This is a genomic window from Paenibacillus sp. A3M_27_13 (assembly GCF_024213315.1).
GTDB classification, from domain to species: domain Bacteria; phylum Bacillota; class Bacilli; order Paenibacillales; family Paenibacillaceae; genus Paenibacillus; species Paenibacillus polymyxa_B.
Genome location: NZ_JANAVE010000008.1, coordinates 156691 through 179237, shown reverse-complemented (window position 1 = coordinate 179237; position 22547 = coordinate 156691). Strand labels below are relative to the sequence as shown.

Here is a 22547-nt window from a genome sequence, read left to right as displayed (position 1 = left end):
GGTGCTGCAAAGCATACCGTTTATGGTGTATGAGTGCCGACATATTGATAGGTCCCTTTCGGAAACGCATTCCACTCATCTGGCTGATTATAGGCAGACGATCCGTAGGATATTCCTGGCTTGCGGACGAACGTTCCTCCTTGCGGTGCAAATTGCTCATGCGAATTTGGATTTCCTAATACATCTACCACTTGTCCTTGGTATTTTAAAACATATGCAACGGTATTAAATTCGCTCGGGTTGTAGAAATCGCCCTCATCATTGAAATACCAAGCATTCGTAATATCCATGAAATCATAAAAGATACTGTCGATGATTATATATGGCATGGCAGGATAAAGCGGATTAATCGGTAAAGTGGTAACTTTCATTTGGTTTGTTTTCTTCATCCATTGATGAAACTCAAGTGAGTAACCGTCTGCCCGATGGGAAGGGTCTCCATTCCCGTTATAATGCAATTGCAAAACAATTCTTCCATCCCCGCCATCCACATATTGCGAGAAATATACTGCAGGCGCTTGCTGTGGTTCCTGTTGGACCTGAAACACAGCAGCCCTTCCATCTGCTCCTACTACCCATACCAGTAAAGGTTCGGGGGAAAGGGGGATGGAGGTGCCCATGAGTTCTACAGGACCGAGGAATGTCGATGATGGTGTTCCTCTATATACCAGGAATTTAGATTGTCCTGGGAAATAACTGGACAGATCCACGGTTCTGTGCGGCAAGCCATATTTAACCCCAATCGGAGTGATACCGCCGGAAACCAGCTCCGCGTTGCGTGTATTCAACGTATATTGAACTGAGCCACCCCGATCATCCGCAGCCGTAATAGTAATTTCAGCAAGGCCGCTGCCTGTACCCGAAGCCAGTGATAAAATGCTGCCATTAAGCGATGCACTCACCAACGTCGGATCACTGGAGCTGACTGTAAATCGCAGCTCATCCCCATCCTCGTCGTAGAACAGTTGTTGCAGATCATAATCCCTTTGCTGTGTAACTCCGGGAGTCAATACCTGCTCGTTTATAGCCGCTATGACTTGAGGAGCTTGATTAAGCTGAGGCATGCTGACGGTAACCGGGAACGTCGCTCCCTCTGCACGTCCGTACTGATCATACACACTGAGTGTTACACTTGTGGTCCCTACACTCACTGGGTTTAGCTGTAGTTTCTGACCATTCATATGGGCCGTAGCAATTCCTGGATCATACGTGTCTGCTGTCACTGACAGGGATGCTAGATCCCAGTTCAACAGGAACGGCGAGAGATCCAGTTCTGAGGCAGCATCTCCCCATTGAAGCAACTGCTCAGGGATCGCTGTAATAGCCGCATTTTCCAATAGATGGACCTGTAGGTCTGTGCTAATCTCTCCGCCTCTATCGTCTTTAGCCGTGATGGTAATCACGGTATTGCCGCTAGTCAGCCCATGAATGACAAGCTGATCATTTTGAACTGTAGCATCTGCCACGGCTGGATCAGACGAACTGATTTCATAACGAATCGGATCATGATCCGGGTCGGCAAAGATAGTGGACAGATCCACGGTTCCGTCAGCCTTGCCTAAAATCAGATGTACCGCGTCTGGTGCACGGGTAACCACCGGGCTACTGTTCGGTATAGGCAAAACCGTTACAATCAAGGTAACTGTATCTGTTCCACCCTTGCTATCGTCTGCCGTCAGGGTAATACTTGCGCTCCCCGCTTGCAGTGACTGCAAAGATAGCTGATCGCTCGTTATGGCAGTCTGCACGATAGAAGCATCCGAACTGGTCGCTGTGAACACCAGCGGGTCACCATCTACATCCGTAAATATCGTGGAAAGATCCAGCGTTGTATTAGGCTGGCCCAAAGTGACGGTTAATGGCTGAGGAGCTTGTCCATGCGGCGCATGGTTAGGAGTGCCCTGAACCATTAGCTTGAATTCAATCTGCTTTTGTCCTGTGCTGCCATCTTCTCCTTGCTGTCCGTCATTGGCAGTGACATGAACGATCGTACTGCCCGCGCGAAGCGGACTCAAACGCAATTCATCTCCCGTAAGCACCACCGATGCTACAGCAGGATTATCAACAGTAACCTGATACGTTAAGCTAGCATTTTCCGGGTCCTGAACATAGTCGTTCAAATGCAGTACCGAGTCGGACTGTCCCACAGTAAGCGCCTGATCGGGTATACCTGCAGATACAGGATTGCCATTCACGATAATTTTGAAGGTAGACGACACCCTTTTTCCCCGTCCATCATTAGCCGATACACTGATGGATGCTTTTCCGACACTGACCGGCGTAAGCTTTAATGTATTGCCCGATACGGACGCCCGTACGATGCCGGATTGAAGAGAAGCTGCCGAAAAGGTTAAGGTATCCCCATCAGGATCGGTAAAGAATTGGCGTAAATCGTACAATTGTTCACCAGCGCCTTCTGTAATTACACGCTCTACAGAAGCATTCACGACTTCCGGTGAACGGTTAGCACTGCTGGATGAACCAGATGAGCTTCCAGAAGATGAGGACGTGCCTGTTACACTTGCCACAGCTAGGCCCGTAACAGCGTTGGAAGCTACTCCGGTACCCAGTGTGACCGCAGATACCTGTACATTTCCACTCACATTTACTCTAGCTGCCGGGTTGCTGACTTGAATATTTTCAATACTACCTGTAGTTTTCAATTCCAAAGCACCCGTCCCGGTGACGGTCAGCTGCTGGATTGTGCTATTACCTGTCATCTCGACGGATTGGCTGCCAGTTACCTGAACGGTCTGAACCGTTCCCTGAAGATTGACTTTGTCCGTCCCTTCATTAACATTCAACTGCGGCAAGGAAGCATCCGCGCTAACCTCAATGCTTGCGCTGGATTGCACGTTCATGACCGTCGCGCTTGCGGTACCACTAAGTACAACGTGAACGTCTGGCTTTGTGACATCCATTTGCGTCAACGTTGAGCTATCAAATACGACTGTATTGTTATCTCCGCCGTTGATATGCGTCTGTCCCTGCACCTGTACATCCTGTGCATAAAAATCCTGCTGTACTCGGGCATCCACCGTTAACTGCTGTTCCACTTTCAAATGCAGTACGGATGTAAAATCCCCGGCAATCACCAAATCTCCGTTCAACGTGGAGCCGTGTCCATCCAGCACAACGTTGCCGCTGAACTCCGCTTCGCCGTCACGAGCCGAACTCCCACTGCTACGAAGCTCCAGCCAAGTGACCTTGTCCACCGTCCGGCCTATGGCATGGAAACGAATGCCTGCGTTGCGCAGCGCGGCCTGATTATCCGCGTGAAAAATGCCGCGCAGCGGCTCTGCCACGTCATAAGCGATGCCATTGATCCATATCTGCTTGCCGTCCATTTCCTGGAGCTGCGAAGCACGCTCCTGTGGAAACAAGGCAGATACGAGCAGGCTGGCCGCATCTACGCGGCTTACCGAGTCTTTGGCGTGCAGATTTCCGCCAAATTCACTCATCAGCCCGTCATTCAGCGCCGCCCGAATCATCGGGGTCGCCCACGGGCTGGCGTCCTTCCACGCCGTCGGCAGCGCCTGTGCCGACGGCGAGTCGGTTGTGCTGGCGGGCGTGCCCGCAGACGGCCCCGTCCCAGTAGACCTGACCAACAGCGCGACCAGCTCTTGGGCGCTGATCAGGTCATTCGGACGGAAGTGTCCGTTGGCGTCGCCCTGCATCAGCCCGGCCTTACGGGCTGCCTCTATAGCCGGGCGCCCCCAGCTATCGGCGGGCACGTCCGTGAAGGAGGCAGCGCCGTCCAAGTTGCCCGTCGGAAGCTGCAACGCTTTGACCAGCAGCACGGCTAGCTCCTGACGTGTGAGCTTCTGCTCAGGTCTGAGCGTTCCGGCGGGATCGCCTTGGATAATCCCGAGTTCACGGGCTTTTTGTAGTTGTTCCAATTGCTGTGCTGTAAGCTTCTGTACATCCGTCCAGGTGGCAGTATTGTTCCCTGCGGACCCCTTGGATACGGAAGCCGTATCTATCACGGTAGCTTGCTCTGCTCCGGCAGGAAACGAGGGGGTCAGCAGCAGCAAAGCAGCTGCCAGCTGAGCGGTTAACTTCTTATTTTTCATGGTGCAATTCTCTCCCCACCGATAAATGTAATCATGTATTTAAAATCATAGGATACGTATGTTTTACGGCCGAGGACGACCGTTAAAGACTCCTAAATTAACAGGGTAGTTCGTCCCCTCAACATTCCATTCACCAGATTGATAATGGTCTGGATTACCAATGACCGTACCGCTATTCCGTCCCAAAGCCTGCCCTTGACCAATAACTGCGATATCTATAAGCGTGTTGTTGTAATACAGCTTAAGCGTAACAGGTTCCGAATTGTTATTTTGTAACTGCAGGAAGGTATAATACCAATCCTCCGATACGAACGAACTCAAATCATTGGCAATAACAAATGTTTGCCCAGGCATAATCACATCTCCGTCATTGGCATTTATAATAATCGGGTCTGGTTGGTCGGATCGCTCAATCCATATTCTATTTTTCTCCAACGGTCTGTTTGTAGGGTTATACAATTCAATCGCCTGGTCCAGATAATCCGGTTCGCCTTGCCACACGACTTCGGAAATGAACAAGTCTCTTTTCTCAACAATCACTGGAATTGTAAAAGATGTCGTTTCACCCCGATTATCATTTGCTGTAATCGTAAGGAACGTCAGACCATTACGCAAAGGTTGTATGAAAAGTGCATTCCCTTCTACCTGCCCCCCTGCCACCAATGGATCAGAAGACACCACAGTATAGGTCAGCGTGTCTCCATCCTCATCAGAGAACATATCATTCAGCTGCAATATTTGCTGACCATCTCCCGGGTCCAAATATTGAGGTTCAGGCACACGGGTCACTACCGGACGATGATTTACTGGTTGAGGAGCTTCAACTTGGAGCATAAATGAAGTGAAAGAAACGCCCCCACGTCCATCATTCGCCGTAATTCCAATCATCGTAATACCAGCATTATGCAGTGTTACAAATGAATCTTCTCCATTCTCCGCCACACTGCCTACTAGGGGGTTGGAGGAAGTTATGGTATACGTCAAGGTGTCGCCATCCTGATCCATAAATAACGAGCCCGGATACAGCATCAGCTTGTCCTGCAACACATTAGCAACTACGATAGGTAAATGAGGTAAAGCCACAGGTATGTGATTCTCAGGCTGCGGATCAGGCAAAGGCGCATTCACCATAGCAGCAAACTGAAGTGAGGCTGTACCTCCCTTGCCGTCATGGGCTGTTATCGTCATTAGACTAATGCCGGCTTGAAGCGGCGTAAGCATAAGCTGATCGCCTGTTACTTCTCCTGTGGCCACTTCTGGCGAAGCCGATTCCACCGTGTAGGTCAGTGCATCGCCATCCTCATCGTTAAACAAGTCAGACAGGCTAATCTGCTTCCCACCTTCATTTAAGAGCAAAGGAATGTCATTTAGGCTGTTGCTCACGACAGGACTGTGATTAATGTCCTCCTCATAAGTAGAGCTGGTCACTGTATAGCTGAAAAACACGCTCGCTTTACCGCCTTTTCCATCCTCTGCCGTAACAAATACCTGCGTGCTTCCTACTGATTTAGGTTTTAGTGTAAGCTGTTGATTTGCCACTTCTGCTTCTGCTACGTATACATCCGAAGTGACCGCATGATACGACAGCTCATCCTGATCGGCATCGTAAAACACATTTTTCAAATCCACTAGCGTATCTCCAGAACCCAAAATGGCATATTGATCGGCAGGAACTATAGCTGAGACAGGTACATGATTAGGTGTTGGCGTTGGATTCGTTGTAGAACTGCCACCGCCACCACCAGATGAACTTTTTTTAGTGCTTGTTGAGGATGTATCCGAAGATGCACCCAACGTGGTATCACGTATAATTTGAGTCTCTGTTCCCCGCTCCGCAAGACGGGTCTGTACAGTCTGTATCCCATTGGCGAGACGTACCTGTGTATCGGCAAAATTCAGTTTAAGCTGCTGCCATACACCACTTCCCTGAATCTGAATAGGCTCATGCGTATCCACGATCATTTCGTTTACGTCTGCATGAATCTCTACATTTTTGGCACCCCGCATCAGGGTTACCTGAGGTAACGTATCACCTTGAATACGCACATAATCCGCTGCAATAGCTAACTTGCCTTTAAACTCTGTCCCTTTGCTATACAAAGTCACCGGTTGTTGGGCTGTACCACTTTGCACAATTTGAAGTGCTGACAGATCAGCTACGTTTCGGTTCGATGCCTGATAGGTCAGGGTAGCCCCTTGAAGCGCCGGCACATTGTCTGCTCCGAACAGTTGCTTCAATTGCTGGCCGATCAAATAGGGCTTTCCATCCATATAGGCGATATCCCCGTCGATACGAGATAGGATTCCCGTCTGTTCACCCGATTGGAATACATTCACCAAAAAGGCTGCGATATCCTGACGTTTTACCTGTACTTTAGAGTCAAACCGATTATCCGGCGTATCCATTAATCCCAGCTTGAGAGCTGCTTCTACGTTGCTTTTGGCCCATGCGCTCACCTGATCCCCATCAGAAATGTCCTGAACATCTCCGCCTTGAACATGGGTTCCTCCAATCGCTCTCACCAGAATGGCTGCCAATTCCTCACGACTCACTGCAGCATCCGGGCGGAAAGCACCTGATTCATCTCCGGTCATTAGACCTGCCGCACGTACAGCTTCTATATAAGAAGCTGCCCAACTCCCCTGCGTATCCTTAAAAGTTACTGCTTTCCCCGTTACGTCAAGCTTAAGTGCATTAGCCAGCAAAGCTGCCATTTCCTTGCGCGTTAACGGTTGATCTGGACGGAAAGAACCATCTGGATAACCCGTGATCAGTCCTTGCTTCACAGCCTCCTGTACCGCCTGTAATGCCTGGGATGACATAGTGGACTGATCTGTAAAAGATACTGTACTGGCTTTAGTCACAATCGCTGACGTCTCCCCTTTCGTTTCCGCATGAACAAGCTGGGGCCCCCATGCCATACCTGCCAGCAACGTCACCATCAGCACTTTTTGCCATTCTTTATTCGTTTCTTGATTCATCAGACTCTCCCCCGTGAACGGTTCATTCTTGTTATTAGTGAAAAGATCTTATCATCCGCCTCTGAACCAATTCTGAACAATATTAAAATTTTATCTTTTTCACAGTCTGGACTTTGTAGCAAATGAAAAAAGAGCGCTCAGCCAGATGGGCTAAGCGCTCTAAAACTTCTATAAAACGTTGATGTACATGCCATATCAGGAAACCGTAGGATTCCATTGAAAGGTAGCTGCGGACTTGGAGGGAAGAGTAGATTTGAAAACCTTATTTCCCTGCCGAACCTTAAATGTCTTTGTGTTCTCTCCCGTATTGGCGGCAATCAGGACAAGCGTACCGTCGGGGTTGCGGTAGGCGACCGTTTCGATACTTCCACTATAATGTGTAGAATCAATACGTACCGCACCTGGACGGACAAATTTGCTGGCGTGCCCAATCGCATAGTACTCCACATTTTTCGTAACTGCACCGCTTAACGGGTCGATGGTCACTACACCTCTACAGTTGGCGCAACCCCCATTGGTCGGACCCCCGGACGGGTCAAGTGCGATATTCCAAAAGAGGACATTTTGCGACCAGTTTCGGGGTGCACCAATGATCAACTTGGACATATCCCAGCTCAAATCATCTCCAAAGCCCGGACTCCACGCCCCCCCACTACATTCTGTCATATATACAGGCTTATCAGGAAAAGCATTATGCACATCTGTCATCGCTGTGGGCTCTCCTTTGTAGCAATGAAAGGCCGTTCCGTGCGTATAGCTTCGAGCCTGTTCATCTCCTAACACGGTCTTGGCATATTCGCTCCCTGTATCCCAGTTATGGTCAAAGGCAATAATGTGAGTAGATAAATGGTTTCGATTTAGGGTCGGGCCCAGATATTGTTTAATAAAATTCGCCTGTTCTGCTGCTCCCATACTCATGCTGGGATACTTGGGCGTAGTGAATTCTGGCTCATTTTGAATGGAAATCGCCTGAATCGGAATTCCCTCGTTCGCATACGCCTGTAGATAACGAACAAAATAGTCAGCATACGCCTGGTAGACACGCGGATCGGTATAGTCCAAATACCAGCCGTTATAAATCTGCTCCCCATATTTCATCCAGGGCGGAGCTGTCCATGGGGTTCCCATAATCTTTAAATCCTGGTTTCTTCTCAGGATTTGCTTCAGCACATCGATCACATCCCGATCCTTGGCGATGGAGAAATGATTCAGCTCATAGTCCTTGCCTGTTGCCACATCGTCATAGGTATAGCTGCCAGACTGTCCCTGCTCATCTACGGAATAATCTGAGGCTCCAATGGTATGGCGAATATAACTCAGTTGAATGCCACTGGCTGTAAACAAATCATTTAGCAGCTGATCACGCTGATTGGCAGACATGCCATAATTCATCAGGTATGCGGACGAACCGGACACCGCTGCTCCAAACCCTTCCATCGTCTGGTAACGAATATCTGGCTTAATCTCAATCGTCAGTGTATCCGCATTCGCTGCATTTTCTTTACTGTTATCCTTATCCCAACGGATCGGGGTTTGTTGGGTTAGGCGATTCGCCGGATCGGGTGTTGTTAGCCACATGTTGACGTTATTTTCTGCTTTCGGCCCCGGAACATTCCGTATAGCCATACTGGCCAGGACCGCACAGATCAAAATGGCTACTGCAGCTATAAGCAGCCAGATGTCAGTACGTCGTTGCTTTTGGAGTTTCTTCATCTAATGTCCTCCTCTCCCTATCATTAGCCTATCCCCATCCTCCCTACTATTTCAGCTTTCACTTGGGTCTCCCTTTGCATACATATGGCAAAAAGAGAGCCGGTGCTTGTGCCCGCGCTCTCTTGAATATAACCATTTTAAAACAAATGTAACGGGATTACTTTTTTGCCTTTTCTGTAGAGGTTGCCGGAATCGTAACACTTCCTGTCAGTCGTAAATCCTGAGAGGAACTGCCCACATAAATGGGCACTTCACCCGCTGGCATAACCCATGCTTTGGACTTTTCATCCCAATATGAGAAAGCTTTCGGGTCGAGCTCAATGCGAACCTTCTTCTCTTGACCCGGCTTTAACTCTACCTTGGACCAGCCTGCCAGTTGACGGGATGGAGTCTCTACGTTTGTCGGAAGCTTACCGTTGTACACCTGTACAACCTCAGCTCCGGCTGTTTTACCCGTGTTCTTCAATTTTAGCGAAACTTCGACGGAACTCGTACGATCGGATTTTTTTCCACTCGCATGCTGTTTTGTTTTCAGATCGCTATATCCGAATGTCGTATAGGATAAACCGTGTCCAAAGGAGAACGCCGGTTGAATACCCGATTTCTCATACCCACGATAGCCTACAAAAATACCATCTGAATAGTCACCTATACCGTTCACACCCGGAAACTTCTCTGGTGAGGACACGGGTGTAGACTGCTCGTTAACCGGGAAGGTTACCGGCAACTTACCCGAAGGATTCACATCCCCGAATAAGACGCGTGCTATAGCATTCCCTTGCTCTTGTCCAGCAAACCATGCTTGTACGATGGAAGGGACTTTGTCCTGCCAGGTATCCATTTGCACGGCTCTGCCGCTCATTTGTACGACAATGGTTTTCGGATTTGCAGCCGCAACCGCACGGATCAGCCGATCCTGATTGTTCGGCAGTTCCATATCGGAACGCTCAACATATCCTTCGCTCTCATACGTACGCGTAACAACAATCGCAACATCCGATTTTTTCGCCAATTTCACAGCGTTGTCAATCAACTTATCTGACGTATCTGCCGGAGGTTCCCAGCCCAGACGAACCATACCCCCGGAATCACGACCATTGGTCGGATAATCGGCGCGGTATTCAATACGTATTTTGTGCTTTTCACCCGCTTTAAGGGAGATGCTTTTCTTCGTAGTGCCCAGCTTTTCACCTTGATTGTCCACGAAAAGCTTATCGTCGAGATACAGCTTGCTTGATCCCAAACTGGTTAATGACAATGCATAGTCACCATCCTTGGGAGCTGCAATTGCCCCTGTCCAGCGTGCAGATATCAAGCCGTTCAGTGTCGTTGGTGTATTTGGAACTTTAGGGGACTTCGCATTGAAGCCCTGATAATTATAAAATCCAAGGTTCATATTGACTTGGTCATCATTGCGTACAAGAATCGGATTGCCTTCCATCTTGTTATTCTTCCAGTATTCGCCTCGAAGCCCCTGTTCGCCATCTCCATAAGTCGCATACCCAACACTGATATCCTCCTTCTGATCAGATGTAGTCAACAGTGAAGACGGAACAGCCGATGGGCCAGGCATAATGTCTCCTGCAGAGATCGGGTCTGTACCCGGTGCATATTGGACGGTAACACCTTTGCCGACACGATTGCGGATGCCCTCTAACGGACTCACGGTATACGTCGGGTTCACCAACGAACTGCCTCCGCCTGCCACAGTGCCGTTATCTGCATCGGGGCCAATCACAGCAATGGACTTGAGTTTATCTTTAGACAACGGTAATGCATTATTTTTATTTTGAAGCAGTACCATACTTTCCTCAGCCAATTGACGGGCTGTCTTGCCATGGTCACGGGCATCAATTTGATTATTTTGAGCCGGGTGATCGAATAAACCTTTGCTGAACATTTGCACCAAAATGCGCCCAGCCTTATCATCAATCGTTTTTTCACTTACCTTACCATTTTTGACAGCCGCCAGCAGCTGATCTCCCCATTTACCATAAGGGGTCCCCGGTGTTTCCAGGTCCAATCCGCTATTTGCCGATTCGACTGTACTCAGGTTCGCACCGTAATCACTCATCACAAAGCCCTTGAATTGCAATTCCTTCTTCAAGAGGTCCGTCAAAAGAGTTTTGTTCTCACAAGCAGACTCACCGTTGACCTTGTTAAAGGAGCACATTGCCCCTCCCAAATCTGCCTTGGCGATGACTTCTTGGAACGGGCGTATGTAAATCTCATGCAACGCACGGTCACTGACTTTGACATTCGTCGTGAAGCGCTCTGTTTCCTGATTATTCATAAGATAATGTTTCGCAGTCGCCAAAACAGGGTGGCTTTGTATACCTTTGACATAAGCGGTCGCCATTTGCGATTGCAGTAGCGGGTCCTCACCCATAGATTCAAAGTTTCGCGATCCCCATGGAATACGGGCAATATCCATCCCCGGTCCAAGCGCAACATTATGAGTTGTATTAAAAGCCTCGTCTCCAATCAAATCACCATACTGTTTGGCAGCTTGGGTATCCCACGTTGCAGCCAACGCAATTGGAGCAGGCAACGCAGTAGATTGCTTGTCCTGCACATCTGGATTAGCGATACGCACACCCGCTGGTCCATCTGCCATCGTCAGCGCCGGAATGCCCAACCGCTCCATCGAATTATTATAGAATCCATAGTAATTGTTGACCTTGCCAGTCACCAAATCTATTTTTTCTTCCAGCGTCATTTCCTGCAGCAGCAACGCTGTCCGTTTCTCAGCCGACAGGGCCGTGTTCATCCAAGGCCGATCTGTCTGGCTTCCTGCCGCTCCTGCAATATTCATAGGTCCGATCACAACAGCCGCGATAACTGTCATCATCACCATACGGAACAACCATGTTGATTTCACTTTCACGTTTGTAATTCCTCCTTGATGTTAGGTCATGAGGTGAATGCCTATTCAACTCTCACAGGCTTGCAAAGGCTCTCGATCCTGCGAGCTCCGACAAGAATCCAGAGCCACGGGATAAGCAAGCAAGTCAGCAAAAGCCGCAATGGCTCAAGTGACACGTTTACCACCCTACCGTACATTTTCGAAAATTTCATTGAAAGTTTTTGGAAGTACAGCACTAGGACCTTCATTCTTTTTCATGAAAAGAGAGCGTTAACAATTCAGTTAACCGATAATAAAATTACACTTTTGTAACTATTTGATGACGGTTTTTTAACTAATTTTAATCCATAAAAATGATTCATATGTCCCACTCTTGACTTACTCATATGGCGTTACCTAGCGTGCGACCAAAGTCGCTATTTGGGAATTGGAAATACTTATGTATAAGAATTTTTTTTCAAAAATCCAATAATCGACTTCCAATGAACAAGATATAGATCGCAATGTTAATTCGTTTATATCTTGCACTTCGGAGTGACTGGAATCGAATTTCGCAAAATCCTGGTATGAAAAATAACGCTCATAAACAAAAAAATTCCAGAGAACCTGAAAGGTCCCTGGAATTAATGTGATTATTCAAACGGATACCGAAGCCCCCATTGTGAACGAATCTGATCCATCAGTTTCATAATTCCTAACGATTCATCTAAAGAAATAGTAGAACTTTCGAGCAAACCTTCGTTCAAGCAACGCCCGACTTCTTCTGCTTCAAAGGCATAGCCTGTAGAGGATCGGTCATCCTGAAAGTTTTGTGCCTCTTTACCGTCCACAACTAAAGTAGCCGATGTGCTGTTCAGGAATGACGGAATGTGGATATAGCCCTTTGTTCCATGGATGTATGCCTCATTCGTCAATCCGAGGCGGACTGCCCCGTTAAGCATAGCCGTGCGTCCTTTTCCATAATCCAGCAAGATCGAAAATGTCTCGTCAACGCCTGTCTCCCCGATATGAGCTGTGCTCCATACATGCTCAGGTTCAGGACCGAAGACCATTGAAGCAAAAGAAACCGGATAAATTCCTGCATCTAATAGAGCACCTCCGCCCAGCTCAGGGTTCAAAAGCCGCCCCTCCGGGTTCCAATCTATTCGAAAACCAAATTCCGCCTTAACCAGCTTTACCTCGCCAATGTGTCCCGCATGTATCCACTCCCGCACTTGGCGAATCGGAGGCAAAAAACGTGTCCACATTGCTTCCATCAGGAATAGCTTACGCTCACGTGCAAAGCCGATCAGTTCCTTCAATTCTTTGCTGTTGACGGTGAAGGGTTTCTCACACAAGACTGCTTTGCCCGCCCGAAGAGCCGTCAGAACATTTTCTTTATGAAAAGGATGGGGAGTCCCTACGTAAATAGCATCTACCTCGGGATCTTGTGCTAATTCCTCATAGCTCCCGTAAGCCCTTGATATTTGATGCTTAGCTGCAAATTCGGTAGCGCTTTCAATAGTGCGTGATCCAACAGCATACCCTTCTCCATTCGTAACATGCGCCAAATCCGCCACAAATTGATCTGAGATCCAGCCTGTGCCGACAATTCCCCATTTGATCTTTTTGCTCATACTTGTGTCCCTCCCAGCAATTTGGTTAACGTTGACTTGCAACATACCCTTTTATTCTAGCAAACGCCTGTCCTAAACAAAAGAAACATTTGCTAGACGACGGTTTCTTTTGTGACCCAGCAGCATCTTCATTTATACCCATTATTGAATGGCGTATCTGTAAAACTTTTTATCCACTTTCATGACTGGAAAACCAATCGGCAATTCTCCTGGAGCTATACTAACAAAGCCGTTCTTCTCATAGAAACGATGAGCTGCTACGAATTGTGGTGTTGTTCCAAGATAGATTTCTTCAATAGACCTTACCCTGGCCCATCCTATGGCATGATGCAATAATTGATTCGAAACATTGAATGTTTTACCTCTATAGTTTTGTTTTACAAACATTTTTCTGAGTGCTGTCTTACGGTTCCCAATATCTAACAAAGCTATAGTCCCTACTACGGTTCCTTCACTAAGAGCTACCCAGAAGTTGCCATTACCACGCTGATAAAAGTTTTCAATATCAAGCAAATCTGGCTGATCTTCTTTGGTTATGGCGATATTATATTCATCTTTTTGAATATGTAAAATTAAATCGACAACTTGTGTTTGATACTCGGTTGAGTACTCTTTTAGAAAGATACTATTAATCATCGTTGTGTTCTCCTATTATCGTCAATTGTTATACTGTTAGATTCTCATCAAACCACAGAATCTAAAATATTACCCATATCTCCTTATTGGCGCTTGATAGACGCTCAATATTAAATAACTCAACCTCCGCAACTAAACTAAGTTTCCACCTACACAGTCGAGGATTTGAAACCATTGTCTAGGTGCGAACGTTGAGTTAATTATGAATCTCTATATATCAAAATTCTATTCTACGCTTGAAGCTGTGTAAGAATTTGCGGGTCCTTGATCTTTTGGTCCTCGGCCAACAACACAATTTTGGATAGAATCTCCGCTGTTCTTGGGTCTTCGTCCAGAAACGGCAGGAAGATGCGTCCACGATGCTGCGAATGCACCGGAATAATATGCAGTGCTCCCTTCGCTTGCTTATAGACCCCCCCGCTTCCCAGATGCACAGCATATTCGCCAAGGGTCCCATCTACACGTGCATAATTCCCATCCAAGCGTACATTGCTAATTTTCAGCAGGCGAAGTGATTCCTGCACAATCACCCTACGCATTTCAATGGTCGTCAGACTGGCCTCTGGATCAACGCCGCCTATATGGGCAACACTGACGACCAGATCCACGTCCCGCATAACTTCGGAGAACAGAACAGGAGGAACTTCGTCCAACGGTACGCTCTTATACGTTGTCCTATCAAAGAACTGTACTGTCTCCAGCGTAGGAGCCTCGGTATCCGCTGGTGAGAACCAGTCTGCCATGGCATACAGGTTCGCAATCAGATTCTCGGCATAGTACACCTTCTGGAGTCCGTCCTCATAGCTGACTGTCCATTGGCGACCTTTCAATAGGGATACCGTTTTATTCGGCTGTACCTGGTGTCCTGAATATCGACGGGAAACTGTCGCATTTGCACGTTCATCAGCATTCAGCAAGTACAGCTCACGGAACACCTGCTTAAATGGCTGGCGTATCTGGCGGTCGAATAAGTCCTTCTGGAAGTCGCTCCAACGACCACTTTCGAACAAATGAAGGGGATGAGCAATAATCAGCTTGTCCTCTTCTCCTATAGTATGCTGTTCAGCAAAAGGAGCCGTCAATACCAACGTTTCCTCATTAAAATATCCGAGGTGATCATCGGCCTTGAAAACCAGTGTTCGCACCAACGGAGCAAGCACAGGATTACCCAGCAGTCCTCTCAATTCCTTCACCATAAAGGTCGTACCAGACTCCATAGAGCGTTCCAATTCTTTGCGAGCTCTGCGGTACTGATCCACTAGATCTCCTTTAAGCTCCTTCAGCGACGTAACATACTCATCCTTCTTGAAACGAGCCGGAATGGATTTCAGCGTCTTGCCTTTGCTGACAATTTCAATATCTGCCGCTCCTTCAGCATCAATGACGAGCTGCACCGTTGTAGCCTCGTCCAAAGCATGTGGCTCAAAATAAGACCGGAGATCATCCAGCTTACGAGCTTCCATGTCCCATACGAGACGGGTTACATCATCATAACCTGCGTTACGTGCCAAATTCCCGAGTGCAATCCGTGAAACCAGTGCCTCACTGGCCTTACGCTGTGCCCCAAATTTTTTGCTTTGTTCCAGAAACCTCTGGATAAAATCATAACGTTCGCGTACATCTGGTTCAGGCGGCTGAGCAAGTGGAATCAGACTGTAGGTCAGCAAATGGTCTTTGTTTCGCTTGTCCTCCACTGATTTTTCCATTTCACTCCGTTTGAGTTTACCCAGCGTCGCATCCGCAAACAACTGGGATCGACGATGATTGGCTCCAGCTGAAATATACTTGGCACAATCGTACAGCAGATCAAATCGTTCCTCGCCCAACGTCTCATAGGCCTCATGAAACCAGTGAATATCGAAGGCACCATCATTAAAATCTTGCGGAACAATCGGCGAGTAATGAGCTACAATCGTTTCCTTCTCGGCCGAAAAACCTTCATTGATATGTGCATGGAAATACCATGCCGCACTGCGAAGCCCTTCCCAACCGAGATAGTCTGCTACAATCTCAATCCACTGTGGAGCATACATAGCAGCCTCCAGCAGACGTTTATCCGTAATTTTAGTGTTTTTCAGCTTTTCCTTGAGCAATGTGGCATCCTCGCCATCACTCGGATAACATGCTTTGAGCAAGTGGCTGAACGATTCTTTTTTGGTAATACGATCACCGTAGCCGTACACATAACCACGCACAAACGTTTCCTTGTCGAGACCCTCCAGAATACGGATGAAATAATCCATACCTTCAAATTGGCTCAATCCCATAACCTTTGGCGTAGCCTCGGTAGGCAAATCTCCTCGAACCAATTCAACCTCTAACAGTCGATCAATAACCGTGCGACGTATTTCCAAAAATTCATGTTTGCTAGAAATCCATGTATTGCGGGCATTGGTTAAGGAACTCATATGTCTTCTGCTTTCACTACCGGCCAGCAGTTCCCGATAGACTTCCCCTACACCGATCAACCCTTTTTCATATGCTTTGAAATAATCCTCCAGATCCAGCGGAGAATAAAAACGATTTTCCGCTCCTGGCAGTTCTGCGTAGTTCACAAAGGTATGGAAAAAGCGCTTAAAGGACTCACCATCATGAACCTGCCCCTTCTCCAGTGCCACCCACGGGCCGGACAATAGATGGAGCATTCCCATATCCTCAGCAGGTCTGTCCTTAGGCACGCCCTGCATTAGTGAATTTAAAGCAAGGTCAATTACGTCAAATGTTTGGTCACCGGATGTGTCCATAAAATAAGCATTAACTAATGTACTTACCTGATCGGAATAGGTCAGCTCTGCCATCCACTTCTGAACCTCGTTAATCCGATCCAAAGGATACATTTGCTCAGCGAAGTCTTTACGCCATCCTTCCAGCAGCTTGTGCTTGCTTTGTTCTGAATAGTTCATGTTAAAAGAAAAGTATCGATAGTAGCGATCCAACGTTCGGTCCATAGGCTCCAATCGGTCATAAAAAACAAGCTCCAGCAGTTCACGCGCTTCCATGCCGCTTTCCTGCAAATAACGGTCCCACTCCTCATATAGAGGATATAAAGACAGTCTGGAATCTACTTCTTCATCGACCTGAACCAGCCGTAGAGGACGAAGGTTCGTCCCAATAAGCAATGTATCTTTGTAGCCCGAATAATACTCCGCAGTATATTCCACATCACGATGATGATGAACAAGCTCATCCAGTCCGCTCAAGAACTGCTTGAGCTTCTCCAATGGACTAACAAAAAAATCGGACAATCGAAAATCACCCAGATCAACTTTCTCTTCCAACCAAGCTTCCTTGACATTCGGATCGTACAGGCCAAAACCGTTAGCCCCTGTATAAGCATCCTCCTGTCCCAGCTTGGACAGCAGTTGCTCCTCTTTGGCTGTGGGTTGCTGAATGATATCCGCCAAAGCCCGCAGGCTTTCATACTGTTCGGCACGATCCGGGTCTGCATATATCTTCGTCAATACTTCCAGTCCACCCAATCGTTGCAGCTCCGCCTTAGCACGAAGCAAGCGTTCCAATGAGCCAGCCAGCGGCCCTTCCGATTGTGAGAGCAACACACCAATGACACTTTGTCGCAACGATCCCGTCTTGAGCTTTAATAAGGCTTCCATTTGTTGCATTTCTGGTTCCGACAGCGTCAGCTTACGCGCCTTGGCCACAGCGAACTCACGGATACTCATACTTTTGTCAGACAAACTGGAAAAAATAAAATCACGCTGTACCGTATCCTCAGGGTTTTGCACAAAATGGTTCAACAGTTCGCCACGCAGATTAGGGCTAATCTGTTCCTTTAAGGCTATGATTTCCCCAATCCAGGAAGCGTCCATATCATAACCAGCGAGATACAGCATTTTTTGAATAGGTGCATCTGAGCGGTGATACAGATTAACAAAATCCAGCACCTTGGAGGGCTCGGTGGACTCACCCTTTTTCATATGTACAAACAGGTTATGAAGTCGTTCAAAATCTTTACGCCGCTCCTCTTTGCTCTCCAGCAAAGGAGTGCGCACCACTTTAACAATCCGATCCGCGACCGTCCCGCCTTCTATCCATTCATAAAAATAATTGCTTGTATAGTTCGTCAATATCCAATATTGAAGCTCCGGGTCCGTTTCATCCAGATATTCTCTCGCGATTCCGAGGCGCACATTCTTGTTTTCACTGTTAGACAGTACATAAAGCGCTACGATCTTCTGGTAAGGTGCTCCCTGCTCCATGAGTTTCTGAACCTGTCCATACAAATCACGTTCCTCATGTACTGCGGTAGCCCACAAACTCATATATACTTCATTAGCATTTGAGCTGGTCAGCCATTCTTGGCGCAGTTCACTACGAGTCAATGCTTCATATGCCTGCTCTATCAGTTGGCGAACGACCCGCTGGTTGGCGGACTCCAGCCCCATGCCCGTCCATACTGCAAGCGCCCGCACTACCGAGCTGTAACGAATGAAGCCTTGGTCGATGATCACCTTTAACAGATATATTAGAGCCTCCGGGGTTCCTTCATCCATTTGTTCCACGATACTTTGGCGCAATCCCTCCTGGAGCTTGGCGGCTGCCAAGAGCTCGCCGATCATGCGATAATTCTCCTCCTGATGACTCAGGAGCATGCCTTTAATCATATTGCGCGTAAGTAACGTAGCCTGATTATCTCCATAAATAATAGCTTTTAACGCCTCAAGCACCTGTAAATTATCGTTATCCAGCTCATAAGCAATCCAGTCACCAATCGTTTCCTGAATCCGGTAATCCCTGCCTGGTTCATAATCCTTTTTTGTTAAATAATCCATTACAGAGAACCCGATACAGTCCATTCGAATCAACTGCACCATTCTTTTATAAATCCGGGAAGTATGGGCCGTAATATCCGAAGTGCGAAACGGTTTTCGCGCATACCCTGTGCTGTATGGATATTCAGTCACATGCTCTGTTAGATGGGCGAATACATCGCCCGCTGTTTGTCCAATTAGAGCACGTAATACCTCTGTCAGTGGCTTAAACAGCGGTTCTCCGCTTTCTGTCGCCCGTTCTTTTAATATTCGCTGACATTCGTTAAATGGCTCCTCGTTCTCCTGTATGTAATGAAGCTTCCCCAGTTCCACAACATACTGGGCTAACTCCTGTTGTTGTCCATCCAGTTGCGCCGCGCGCTCCTTCAGTGTGGTGAAATATTCTTGCTCATTGTTCTCTTGATGCATATTTCGTTTCCCCCTCTACCATAGGCCTCCAGCCAGCATTGTGAAGCGTATAAATACAATCTCATTCCCATCCTTCAGTGACAAAGGAGCATCCAGTTCAATAATTTCCTCGTCACATACAAAAACTCTGTATAAACCATCTTCAAAAGCCTGCATCGCCGTGTTCACAGCATCCTTAATATCCGGGACACCCTCATTATATATGGAACCGAATCCTACTTTGCCTATCTCGCCTTGTGCCTGAACTTCCTCTCCCGTGAGGAACGGAATCAGCGCGACACTCTCCTGCTTTTCCCGTAGCTTTTGAACATTCAGAGCAACGGTTGCAGTAATCAAATCTCGCAATGTTTCTGGAGCAGGACTCAGTTCTAATTCCTGTCGTGCGAGTGCGGGCTTGCGCTTTCCCAAACTTTTTACAGTTACAAACAGCTTCATGTCGTTCCCCCTTCCTTTTTATTCACACTTTTGGCCCGTTGTCAGCTGAATTTTTTGACCCGTTTAAAAACACCGTTAACGAAATCGAAAACGAATGTTTGTTCGTATATTTATTTTAATATGTTCCTTATCATTACTCCATCGCCCTTTATGACCAAAATTCGCAGCGGTGTAACACCCTGAAATCTTAAAAAATAAGACTTTATACCCTGTTTTCGATCATTCCTTTCCATATTAAGGATGAAAAAAAGACCTGCACAAGGGAGACCATCTGCTCTTCACAGACTTCCTTCCATTATACAGGTCGTATTTCATCATAAAACGATGTTTCAACATACTTATTTCAGGATTTTGCAAAATTCGATTCCAGTCGCTCCAACGTGCAAGATATAGACGAACTAAACCATTTCGATCTATATCTTATTCATTGGAAGTCGCTTATTGGATTTTTGCAAAATCCTCATTTATTTAAAATGCTGGAACAACGCTGTCCTTGTAATTATCCTCAAAAAATTTACGTACTTCCGGTCCAGTCATTCGCTTTGCCAGCTTTTGAATAGCATCGGAATCTACATTATCCTTACGCGCTACCAGATTAATGGCAAAATGCGTATCGTCTTTTTCGGTAATCAGCGCGTCCTTCTTCGGTGTCAGACCGAGCGGCTTGGCATATGCGGGATACATGGCAGCCATGTCCACATCATCCAGTGACCGCGCCAGCATCAACAAATCCACTTCTTTAAACACGAATTTTTTCTTATTCTCAATAATATCAGCCTGTGTAGCATTATAGCCTACGCCTTCTTTAAGCTTGATCAAACCGTTTTGCTCCATCATTACTAAAGAGCGTCCGGTATTGGCCGGGTCATTGGCAATAGCAATGGTCGCACCTTCGGGCAGGTCTTTAATGTTCTTGTATTTTTTGGAGTACGCGCCATAAATGGCATTGTAAATTGGTTTTACCGCTACCAAATCGGACTTGTTGCTTTCATTATATTGTTGCATAAAAGGAGCATGCTGAAAGAAGTTAGCATCCACTTCATGGCTTGCCAATGCGTTATTCGGTTGGATATTGTCTGAAAGCACGACGATTTCCAGATTGACTCCGTCCTGTTTAAGCAGCGGCTTCACGATATCCAGCACATCTGTCATCGGTGGGATTAGCGTTGCTACTTTCAAGGTCACTTCTTTTTGGGAAGTTGCTTCTTTAGACTGTGTTTCTGGAGCAGCCTGCTTTTGACCACCGCATCCGGCAACCAGTAGCATAACGACAGCAAATAGTGTGAGTAGTTTCAAGTTCGTTTTCATGTTGTTTTTCCGACTCATTTGATGAGGAACCTCCAAGTAAATTGTGATTGGGAAGATAAAAATGAGTTACAGTACAGCCGCAGCCGCTTCGCGTGCAGATTGTTCTTCCGATCGCTGTTGAAATGGGATTCTCTCTGATTTATAACACAATTTATAGGTTAGAATCCCATTTCAAAGGCGAACGCTGACGCTTCTCCAGAACAATTCTGTCCGCTCCGCTTTTGAGGTACTGTAAAGTCATTTTTATTTCCCATAGTGGGTGGTGCAAGTGTAGCGAAAAGTTACATTTTTGCCCTATCGCTTGTCGATCCGGCGGGATATGGTGCTTCCGGTGAACTGGATCGTTTGTACGAAAATAATCATGACGACGATGGTGAACGCCATCAAGCCTGTTTCAAAACGCTGGTAGCCGTAGCGGATGGCAAAATCGCCTACCCCGCCGCCGCCCACAATGCCCATCACCGTGGAGTAGGAGATGAAGCTAATGGTGGACGTGGTCAAACCCAGTACAAGCCCGGAACGAGCTTCCACGTACAGAAATTTAAAAATAAGCTGGAGGGTGGATGCCCCCATAGAAGTAGCGGCTTCAATTACACCCTTGGGCACCTCAAGCAATGATTGCTCCACCAGCCTCGAATAATAGGCGATGGCCACCACTGACAAGGGAACCGTTGCAGCCATCGTGCCCAGCGCCGTCCCTACGACCAGACGTGTAAATGGAATCATAAACACGACGAGCAGCAAAAACGGGAACGAGCGGATGACATTGACCACACTGTTCAATAAGGTGAACAGCAGTCGATTTTCATATTTTTGCCCTTTGCCGCACAAATACAAAATCGTTCCTGCCGGAAGCCCTAACAGTACAGCTGCTGCGATAGAAATCCCCACCATGATAAACGTCTCCCCGATGGCTTTCCATATCTCTGACTGGTATTGCACAATGATGCTCAGCATTTCATTCATCAGCTTCACCTGCTTCCGCTGTTGAACCTACCGCAGCGTCAACTACACGTTGCGTTGAAAGCAGCTGCCCATCCCGCATTTCTGATACACGGGTACAAATATTGCGTACCACGTCCATATCGTGCGTTACGATTACAATGGTAACTCCCAGTTCCCGGTTGATCTCCCGTAACACGCCCAGAATATCCGCGGTCGTCTGCGGATCAAGCGCCGAGGTCGGCTCATCACACAGCAGCACCGCAGGTCGATTCGCCAGCGCTCTGGCTATCGCCACACGTTGCTTTTGGCCTCCGCTCAGTTGTGCCGGATACTGTTCTGCTTTATCAGCTAAACCGACGAATTGCAGGCATTCGCGCACACGTTCCGCTCTCTCTTTTTTCGCGACACCTGCCAGCTCCAACGACATTGCCACATTTCCACTGACCGTCCGATTGTGAACAAGATGATAATGCTGAAAAATCATCCCTATCGATCGCCGCGCTTCACGGAGACGTTTTTCCGGCATGCGAGTCAAATCTTCCCCGTTTACAACCACGTTTCCCTCATCCGGCCTTTCCAATACATTCATCAACCGGAGCAACGTAGACTTACCGGCACCGCTGGCACCTATGATACCGTGAATTTCCCCCTCCTCCACTTGAAGGGACACGGATTGAACCGCATGAAATTGGCCGCTTGAGGTGGTATAATGCTTGCTTACCTGATGCAGCGTAATCATGAAACCTGGCCTCCTGATGATCCATTTCTCAGGGAA

At 47.4% G+C, this 22547-nt stretch carries 11 protein-coding genes; all 11 read right to left on the bottom strand.

Translation table 11 applies throughout. From position 1 onward, the window contains the following. Positions 1 to 20: 20 nt before the first annotated feature. The gene (locus tag NLX82_RS22430; RefSeq protein ID WP_254349091.1) at positions 21 to 4073 is read right to left on the bottom strand and encodes an S-layer homology domain-containing protein; all 4053 of its coding nucleotides are present in this window, start codon (positions 4071 to 4073) and stop codon (positions 21 to 23) included. Positions 4074 to 4136: 63 nt separating this feature from the next. Further along, positions 4137 to 7055 (bottom strand): S-layer homology domain-containing protein, encoded by a 2919-nt coding sequence (locus tag NLX82_RS22425; RefSeq protein ID WP_254349090.1) that lies wholly within the window; start codon positions 7053 to 7055, stop codon positions 4137 to 4139. Positions 7056 to 7250: 195 nt separating this feature from the next. Beyond that, entirely contained in the window at positions 7251 to 8768 is a 1518-nt protein-coding gene (locus NLX82_RS22420) for a glycoside hydrolase family 30 protein (RefSeq protein WP_209941035.1), read from the bottom strand. A 157-nt stretch (positions 8769 to 8925) separates the two neighbouring features. After that, positions 8926 to 11655: a glycoside hydrolase family 3 C-terminal domain-containing protein gene (locus tag NLX82_RS22415; protein ID WP_160789303.1), complete on the bottom strand. Its 2730-nt coding sequence runs from the start codon at positions 11653 to 11655 to the stop codon at positions 8926 to 8928. Between the two features lie 611 nt (positions 11656 to 12266). Further along, a complete protein-coding gene (locus NLX82_RS22410; protein ID WP_053324709.1) occupies positions 12267 to 13250 on the bottom strand; it encodes a Gfo/Idh/MocA family protein in 984 nt (327 codons plus the stop codon). Between the two features lie 141 nt (positions 13251 to 13391). Then, a complete protein-coding gene (locus NLX82_RS22405) occupies positions 13392 to 13886 on the bottom strand; it encodes a GNAT family N-acetyltransferase (protein WP_053324708.1) in 495 nt (164 codons plus the stop codon). A gap of 230 nt (positions 13887 to 14116) precedes the next feature. After that, positions 14117 to 19084, bottom strand: coding sequence for a DUF4132 domain-containing protein (locus NLX82_RS22400; RefSeq protein WP_254349089.1), 4968 nt, complete (start codon positions 19082 to 19084; stop codon positions 14117 to 14119). Between the two features lie 15 nt (positions 19085 to 19099). After that, positions 19100 to 19519, bottom strand: coding sequence for a hypothetical protein (locus NLX82_RS22395; RefSeq protein WP_023987163.1), 420 nt, complete (start codon positions 19517 to 19519; stop codon positions 19100 to 19102). 468 nt (positions 19520 to 19987) lie between these two features. Continuing rightward, entirely contained in the window at positions 19988 to 20845 is an 858-nt protein-coding gene (locus NLX82_RS22390) for a MetQ/NlpA family ABC transporter substrate-binding protein (RefSeq protein ID WP_023987162.1), read from the bottom strand. 276 nt (positions 20846 to 21121) lie between these two features. Continuing rightward, entirely contained in the window at positions 21122 to 21793 is a 672-nt protein-coding gene (locus NLX82_RS22385) for a methionine ABC transporter permease (protein ID WP_028542051.1), read from the bottom strand. Further along, positions 21786 to 22511 carry a methionine ABC transporter ATP-binding protein gene (locus NLX82_RS22380; protein WP_069081291.1) on the bottom strand — a complete coding sequence of 242 codons (726 nt, stop codon included), beginning with the start codon at positions 22509 to 22511 and terminating at the stop codon, positions 21786 to 21788. Before NLX82_RS22380 ends, NLX82_RS22385 begins: the two co-directional genes overlap by 8 nt. Positions 22512 to 22547 lie beyond the last annotated feature (36 nt).